Consider the following 5,309-nt stretch of genomic DNA (forward strand, 5'->3'; position numbering starts at 1 on the left):
GATCCCCGGCCGGCCGGGCGGGCGCCGCCGCGGCACCGGCGGGGCCCCGCTCGAGCTGCCGGCGGTGGCGCACGTGGTCGAGGCCGTGGTCGTCGACCCCGCCGGGCACGAGGCGTTCTGCCGCACGGTCGGGGCGGCGCTGCGGGAGGGCCCCGGCGGCACCGAGGCCTTCTCCGGGCACCTGCACGCCCTGGCGTTCCCCGTGGCGATGAGCGTGCTGACCCGCCCGGACTTCCCGCTTCCGGTCCTCGGCATGGTGCACCTGGCCAACGCGGTAGAGCACCGCGGACCGGTCGCGGTGGGGGAGGACCTCACGGTCACCGCCTCCGCGGAGCGGCTGCGCCCGCACCGGTCCGGCGTGCAGGTCGACGTCGTCGCGCGCCTGGCGCGGGAGGACGGCGAGACGGTCTGGACGGGCCGCTCCACGTACCTCGCCAAGGGCGTGCGCGTGCCCGGGACGGCCGACGACGCCCCGCGCGAGGAGTTCGTGCCGCCGGCGCCGACCGGGCACTGGCGGCTGACGGCCGGCACCGGACGGGACTACGCCGCGGTCAGCGGGGACTGGAACCCGATCCACCTCTCCGGTCCGACCGCCCGGGCCCTGGGCATGAAGGGTGCCGTCGCCCACGGCATGTACTCCGCCTCCCGCGCCCTGGCCGAGGTCGGGGTGCCGCCCGGGGTGGCCTTCCGCTGGACGGTGGAGTTCGCGGCCCCGGTCCTGCTCCCCGGCACGGTGGGGGTCGCGATCACCGACGACGGCCGGGGTGCCGGCTGGCGGAGCTCGGGCTTCGCCGGGTGGGATCCGCGGCGGAGGCGCCCGCACTTCACGGGGACGGTGGCGCGGCTGGACGGCTGACCCGCCGCCGCGGAGCCGGTCGACGGTCCCGTCCGGCGCGTGGGCCACAATGGTCGGGTGAGCCCACAGCAGAGGACAGACGCCCGACCCGTCGACGCCACCGGCCAGGACCTCAACCCCGCCCCGCCCAGCGAGGACCTCAAGGAGCAGTACGCGGAGCTCGTGGACAGGGTGCGCGCCGCGCGGACCGCCTACTACGTCGAGGACGCGCCCACCATCTCGGACGCGGAGTACGACGAGCTCTACCGGCGGCTCGAGGAGGTCGAGGCGCTGCACCCCGAGCTGGTGGCCAACGACTCGCCCACCCAGGAGGTCGGCGGCGAGGTCTCCGCGGCGTTCGCGCCGGTGACCCACCTCGCGCGGATGTACTCCCTCGAGGACGTCTTCTCGATCGACGAGCTCACGGCCTGGTTGGCGAAGGCCTCCGCGTCGGTCGAGGCGCTGCCGGACGCCCCGGCGTCCGCGTGGCTGACCGAGCTGAAGATCGACGGGCTGGCCGTGAACCTGCTCTACCGCGACGGCGAGCTCGTGCGGGCCGCGACCCGGGGGGACGGCACCACGGGCGAGGACGTCACGCACAACGTGCGCACCATCGCGAGCATCCCCACCGTGCTCACCGGGGAGGACGTCCCCGAGGAGGTCGAGATCCGCGGCGAGGTGTTCATCTCCACCCGCGACTTCCGCTCCCTCAACGACGCGATGGTGGCCGAGGGACGCGCGCCCTTCGCGAACCCGCGCAACGCCGCGGCGGGCTCGCTGCGGCAGAAGGACCCGGAGGTCACCGCCCGGCGCCGGCTGTCCATGTACGTGCACGGGGTGGGCGCCGCCACGGGCCTGCACGCCGGGACCCAGTCCCAGGTCTACGAGCTGCTCGAGCGGTGGGGCCTGCCGGTCAGCCCGTACTACAAGGTGCTGCCGTCCACGGAGGACGTCCTCGCGTTCATCGAGGAGTACGGCCGCCGCCGCCACGACCTCATCCACGAGATCGACGGCATCGTGGTCAAGGTCGACGACCGCCGCACCCAGTTCCGGCTCGGCCACACCTCCCGGGTGCCCCGCTGGTCCGTGGCCTACAAGTACCCGCCCGAGGAGGTGCACACGAAGCTCAAGGACATCCTGGTCAACGTGGGCCGCACCGGACGGGTCACCCCCTTCGGGCTCATGGAGCCGGTGCGGGTCGCCGGGTCCACCGTGGAGATGGCCACCCTGCACAACCAGGACGTGGTGAAGGCCAAGGGTGTGCTCATCGGGGACACCGTGGTGCTGCGCAAGGCGGGCGACGTGATCCCCGAGATCGTGGGGCCCGTCGTGGCGCTGCGGGACGGCACGGAGCGCGAGTTCGTGATGCCCACCCACTGCCCCTCATGCGGCACGGAGCTGCGCCCGGCCAAGGAGGGCGACGTCGACATCCGCTGCCCCAACGCCCGAAGCTGCCCGTCCCAGCTGCGGGAGCGGGTCTTCCACGCCGCCGGCCGCGGCGCGTTCGACATCGAGGCCCTCGGCTACGAGGCCGCCCTCGCTCTGACCCGTCCCGACGAGCCGGAGACCCCGCCGCTGACCAGCGAGGCGCAGCTGTTCGACCTCACCCCCGAGGACCTGCGCGAGGTGCGGATCCGGCGGGAGAAGAAGTCGAAGGGCGTGCCCACGGGCGAGACCGAGCTGGTCCCGTACTTCTGGACCAAGGGCACGGCCAAGAAGCCGTCCGAGCCCACCGCCACCACCCGCAAGCTGTTCGAGGAGCTCGAGAAGGCCAAGTCGCAGCCGCTGTGGCGCGTGCTGGTGGCCCTGTCCGTCCGGCACGTCGGCCCGACCGCGGCCCGGTCCCTGGCCACGGCCTTCGGCTCGCTGCCCGCCATCCGCGACGCCGACGAGGAGACCCTGGCCCAGGCCGACGGCGTGGGGCCCGTGATCGCCGCCGCCCTCACCGAGTGGTTCGCCGAGCCGTGGCGCCGCGAGATCGTGGAGCGCTGGGCGGCCGCGGGCGTGCGCATGGAGGACGAGGTGGACGAGTCCGTGCCCCGCACCCTCGAGGGCACCACCGTGGTGATCACCGGCACCCTCGAGCGCTTCAGCCGCGACTCCGCGAAGGAGGCGGTGCTGGTGCGAGGCGGCAAGGCCTCCGGCTCCGTGTCGAAGAAGACGCACTTCCTGGTGGCGGGCGAGAACGCCGGCACCAAGCTGGACAAGGCCGAGCAGCTCGGCGTGCCCGTGCTCGACGAGGCCGGATTCGAGCGGCTCCTCGCCGAGGGGCCGGAGGCTCTCGCCGGTGCGGCCGGGAGCGCGCCGGGGCGCACAGCCGGGAGCACACCCGGGAGCACCCCGGCCGGCACGGGAACGGACAGCAGCACGGACGACGAGGACGGGGACTGAGCATGGGACGGCACGACGACGCGCTGGAGGGCCTCGGCCCCACCGGCGCCCACCTGGAGGAGCTCCTGGAGCTGGCCCTGGCGGCCGCCGAGGCCGGGGCCGAGGTCCTGCGCGGCCGCGACGCCGACCGGCTGGGCGTCACCGGCAAGTCCGAGGAGGGGGACTGGGTCACCCGCTTCGACGTCGCCGCCGAGCAGGCCGTGCTGCGCGCGATCCTGGACCGCCGCCCGCACGACACCGTCACCGGGGAGGAGTCGGGCACGCACCGGCCGGAGCACCCCTCCGGGATCCGCTGGTCGGTGGACCCGCTGGACGGCACCACCAACTTCATCCGCGGCATCGTCTACTACTGCACGTCCGTGGCCGCCGCCGACGCCCAGGGCAACTGGCTCGTCGGCGCCGTCAACGCCCCCGCCCTGCGCCGCACCTACTTCGCCGTGCGCGGGGCCGGGGCGTGGGTCGAGGCGGACGGGGTGACCCGCCGGCTCGGGGGACCGGTCCCGGACCGGCCCGGCCGGCTCTACGGCACCGGCTTCCCCTTCGACGCCGAGCGCCGCGAGCGACAGCTCCCGGCGTTCGCGGCCACCATGCGCCAGTACTCGGACATGCGGCGCCTGGGCTCGGCGGCCCTGGATCTGTGCCTCGTCGCGGACGGCGCGCTCGACGGCTACGGCGAGCAGGGCCTGCACGAGCACGACTGGGCGGCCGGCGCGCTCATCGCCGAGGAGGCCGGAGCGCTCGTGGCCCGGCCGGACCTGCCCTCCCCGGCGGCGGGCGAGGTGCCGGCCGCCGACCGCCTCGCGGCCTGGATCACCGCACGCGAGCGCGGCATCCCGGGCTGAGCGCGGGCCGGGGCCCGGCCGGCCGCCTGTGTGAGATGGCTCTCGTAACTTGACCGAGACCAAAAAGTTGCCATAGCGTGACCTTTGAAGCGTTCTTCCCGAGGGCATGCCCTCCGCTTCCCGGAGCGCGAGCTCCGGACGCCGGCATTCTTCACGGGCCGGCACCCCTGCAGACCGCGAACGTGTGATACCTCACGTCGGGCCGAAAGGGGTAGCGCAACGAAAATCGTTACGCTATCGTGATAAACAGCTTCCCCGAGGATTCCTCCGGGGATCCGGTGTGCCTGGAGTCCGAATCCCGGCGCGCCACGACACCATGCTGGGTGCTGCCGTAACACCGCACGTCGTCTGAAGGGCAGACACCTGTAAGCACTTACCCACCAAAACCTTTCACGGGTAGACGACGGCGCGAAGACATCCGGGGACGGAAACGAGCGCAGGTGGCCCCAGGGAGCATCATGACCAACGCTTTCGCTGTTCGTCGCAACGTCCGTCGCGGTGCCGCCGCCCTGATCCTCGGCGGGACCGCCGTGGGCGCCATGGCCCTCCCGGCCAACGCCGCCCCGGCCTCCACCTGGGACGCCCTCGCCGAGTGCGAGTCCGGCGGCAACTGGAACACCGCCACCGGCAACGGCTTCTCCGGTGGCCTGCAGTTCACCCCCTCCACCTGGGCCGCCTTCGGCGGCCAGGGCGCCCCGCAGGACGCCTCCCGTGAGCAGCAGATCGCCGTGGCCGAGAACGTCCTCGACGGCCAGGGCTGGGGTGCATGGCCCGCCTGCTCCGCGAAGCTGGGCCTGTCCGGCTCCGCCGCTCCCTCCACCAACCCCATGGGCACCGCGTCCGTGACCCCGCAGTCCGTCGAGGCCCCGGCCCCGATCGAGGCCCCGGCCCCCGTGGCCGCCCCCGAGCCGGCCCCGGCCCCCGTTGCCGCCCCGGTCGAGGCCCCGGCCGCCGTCCAGGCCCCGGTCGTCGAGTACGTGGCCCCGGCCGCCTCCGTGGCCCCGGCCTCGGTCTCCGCCGAGTCCTACACCGTGGTCGCTGGCGACACCCTCGGTTCCATCGCCGACAAGCTCGGCATCGAGAACTGGGAGGACCTGTACGCCGCGAACGCGGACGTCATCGCCGATCCCAACCTGATCTTCCCGGGTCAGGTGCTGGACATCCCCGCCTGATCCCACAGGATCTCGCACTGCGCGGCCAGGCCGCGCGGCAGCACGCGAAAGGGCCCCTCCGTCCGGAGG

Annotated in this window: 4 protein-coding genes; all 4 read left to right on the plus strand. The window is 73.9% G+C overall.

Annotated elements, in window-relative coordinates; all coding sequences use genetic code 11:
* On the plus strand, positions 1-856 hold an 856-nt coding region (locus ACFU0Y_RS16840; RefSeq protein WP_380215902.1), incomplete at its 5' end, for a MaoC/PaaZ C-terminal domain-containing protein.
* A gap of 57 nt (positions 857-913) precedes the next feature.
* Entirely contained in the window at positions 914-3,226 is a 2,313-nt protein-coding gene (gene ligA, locus ACFU0Y_RS16845; protein ID WP_380215904.1) for an NAD-dependent DNA ligase LigA, read from the plus strand.
* 2 nt (positions 3,227-3,228) lie between these two features.
* The gene (locus ACFU0Y_RS16850; RefSeq protein WP_380215906.1) at positions 3,229-4,068 is read left to right on the plus strand and encodes an inositol monophosphatase family protein; all 840 of its coding nucleotides are present in this window, start codon (positions 3,229-3,231) and stop codon (positions 4,066-4,068) included.
* Positions 4,069-4,526: 458 nt separating this feature from the next.
* Positions 4,527-5,240, plus strand: a complete 714-nt coding sequence (locus ACFU0Y_RS16855; RefSeq protein ID WP_380215908.1) for a transglycosylase family protein — start codon at positions 4,527-4,529, stop codon at positions 5,238-5,240.
* Positions 5,241-5,309 lie beyond the last annotated feature (69 nt).

This window comes from Kocuria sp. NPDC057446, assembly GCF_042802875.1.
In the GTDB taxonomy this organism is placed as follows: domain Bacteria; phylum Actinomycetota; class Actinomycetes; order Actinomycetales; family Micrococcaceae; genus Kocuria.

Coding starts and splice junctions, on each gene's coding strand:
- ACFU0Y_RS16855 (WP_380215908.1), top strand. CDS start 4,527: ATGACCAACGCTTTCGCTGTTCGTCGCAACGTCCGTCGCGGTGCCGCC.
- ACFU0Y_RS16850 (WP_380215906.1), top strand. CDS start 3,229: ATGGGACGGCACGACGACGCGCTGGAGGGCCTCGGCCCCACCGGCGCC.